The sequence below is a fragment of the Brevundimonas sp. genome, assembly GCF_032107865.1.
In the GTDB taxonomy this organism is placed as follows: domain Bacteria; phylum Pseudomonadota; class Alphaproteobacteria; order Caulobacterales; family Caulobacteraceae; genus Brevundimonas.
Window position 1 is genome coordinate 1 of record NZ_DAMCNG010000305.1, and the last position, 2599, is coordinate 2599.

Sequence of the window (2599 nt, forward strand, 5' to 3'; positions counted from 1 at the left end):
GCCATGGGCGGCGCGGTCAACCTGCTGGACAAGAAAATCCCGACCCGCATCCCGGCCAACGGCGGCGAGGGCGTGGCCGAATACCGTCGCGGCTCGGTCGATGACGAGGAGGCCGGCGTGGTCGGCCTGACGGTCGGCGCCGGACACTTCGCCTTCCGCGTCGAAGCGGCCGCGCGCAAGTCGGACGACTACAAGGTGCCCGGCTGGGACGAGCCGCGCCTGGACGGTTCCTACAACGAGACCTCGACCGCAACGCTCGGCGCCTCGTGGATCGGATCGCGCGGCTATCTGGGCGCGGCCTATACCGAACAGACCAGCCGCTACGGCCTGGCCGGCCACAGCCACGAATATGAAGGCTGCCACCCGCACGGCGACCATCTGCATTGCGGCGGTCACGGCCACGACGATGACGACCATGGCCACGGCGACGACGACCACGGGCACGAGCATGAGGGCGACCACGATCACGCCGCCCCCGAGGTTCGCCTGAAGAGCCGCCGCGTCGACCTGCGCGGCGAACTGCGTGACCCGCTGCCGGGTATCGAGAACGTGCGCCTGCGCGCCGGCTACACCGACTATGAGCACAGCGAGCTTGAGGACGGCGTCGTCTCGACCACCTTCACCAACAAGGGTTACGACGGCCGCATCGAGGCCCAGCACCGCGAGATCGCCGGCTTCCGCGGCGTGGTCGGCCTGCAACTGAGCAAGAGCGACTTCGCCGCCGTCGGCGAGGAGAGCTTCCTGGCGCCCAGCACGACCAAGAACACCGGCCTGTTCGTGATGGAGGAATACGAGATTGGCCTGTGGCACCTGGAAGGCGCCCTGCGTCAAGAATGGCAGGAAACCTCGGCCATCGGCCTGCCGGATACCGAACACAAGCCCTTCTCTATCTCGGGCGCGGCGGTGTGGCACTTCACTCCCGGCTGGTCCGGCGCCCTGTCGCTGTCGCGTTCGCAGCGCGCGCCCTCGGCTCAGGAACTGTACGCCGACGGCGTCCACCTGGCGACCAACACCTATGAGATCGGCGATTCCAATCTGGATGTCGAGACGGCCAATTCGATCGAGCTGACCCTGCGCAAGACCGAAGGCGCCCTGACCGGCTCGGTCAGCGCCTACCACTACATCTATGACGACTACATCTTCGCCCGGACGCTGGATCAGTTCGAGGACTTCCGCCTGATCCGCTACAGCCAGGCCGACGCGACCTTCACCGGCATCGAGGGCGAGCTGACGCAACAGTTCACCTCGTGGCTGTCGGGCACGGTGTTCGGCGACTACGTCCAGGGCGAGCTGAAGGGCGACGGCGGCAACCTGCCCCGCATCCCGGCGGCGCGGGCGGGCGTGCGCCTGGCTGCCTTCCAGGGACCGTGGTCCGGCGACGTCGAATACAGCCGCACCTTCAAGCAGACCGACATCGCCGCCTTCGAGCACGAGACGCCGGGCTACGACATGGTCAACGCCACCGTGGCCTATGACGTCGACCTGGGGCCGGTGCGCTCGCAGATCTTCCTGCGCGGGACCAATCTGCTGGACGAGACGGCGTTCAATCACGCCTCTTTCCTGGCCGAAACGGCCCCCCTGCGCGGGCGCAACCTGACGGTGGGCGTGCGCGCCCGTTTCTAGAGCTTCTTCGCCGCTGCAAAAAAACGAGGGGCGGGGTCCGACGGATTCCGCCCCTTCGTCCGTTGGAGTCTTGTCGGTTCGGACAGGACTAAGCCCTGCATTACAGGAGTTTAATCCAAGAGAGCGAACGCGCCTACTTTCGGCGCACATCGTTCTTTAACCGGGTCGATGCGATCGACGAGACAGGGCGTCGGTCGCGAGCGTGCCTGTTTCCCGGTTGCCTTTAGGACTCGACATGTCGCCAGTCGCCTTGCTGTTCGCCCTCGCCTCCCTGTCCCCTGCCGACACGGCGGCGCCCGCCGCTCCACCTCAATCCACGCCCGCCCAGACCGCGACCCCGGTCCCGCAGGAAGAGCTGGACGACAGCGCCTATGACCTGGGCACGCTGGAGACCGTCACCACCGCCCGGCGCGGTGCGGCCCTGGGCGATTATGAGCCCGAACTGACCCTCGACGAGGAGCAGATCAAGGCCTACGGCGCCAGCAGCATCGAAGAGCTGATGACCCTGCTGGAGCCGGTGACGCGCAGCTCGCGCGGCGGCTCGCCGGTCTTCCTGGTCAACGGACGGCGCATCTCGGGCTTCCGCGAAATTCGCGGCATCCCGCCCGAGGCCATCGAGCGCACCGAGATCCTGCCCGAGGAAACCGCCCTCTCCTACGGCTACAGCGCCGACCAGCGGGTCGTGAACTTCGTGCTGAAGGCCGACTTCCGCTCCGTCACCATGCAAGCCACCGCGCGCCGTCCCGACCAGGGCGGCCGCACCATGACCGATCTGGAAAGCAACATCCTGCGCATCTCGGGCAAGCAGCGCTGGACGCTGGACCTGGAATACGAGCGCGACACGCCCCTGTTCGAGACCGAGCGCAACATCATCCGCGACGGCGTTCCCTACGACCTGATGGGCAATGTCACCGCGCCCGGCGGCGGCGAGATCGACCCCGCCCTGTCGGCCCTGCTGGGCCAGAGCGTGACGACG

General features: G+C 67.3%; 1 protein-coding gene and 1 pseudogene. Both read left to right on the forward strand.

What is annotated here, in order from left to right; all coding sequences use genetic code 11:
• The coding region (locus tag RT567_RS15960; protein WP_313577196.1) for a TonB-dependent receptor domain-containing protein at positions 1-1623 on the forward strand (1623 nt) is incomplete at its 5' end.
• A 235-nt stretch (positions 1624-1858) separates the two neighbouring features.
• Positions 1859-2599: pseudogene (locus RT567_RS15965) on the forward strand (Plug domain-containing protein); the annotation flags it as partial.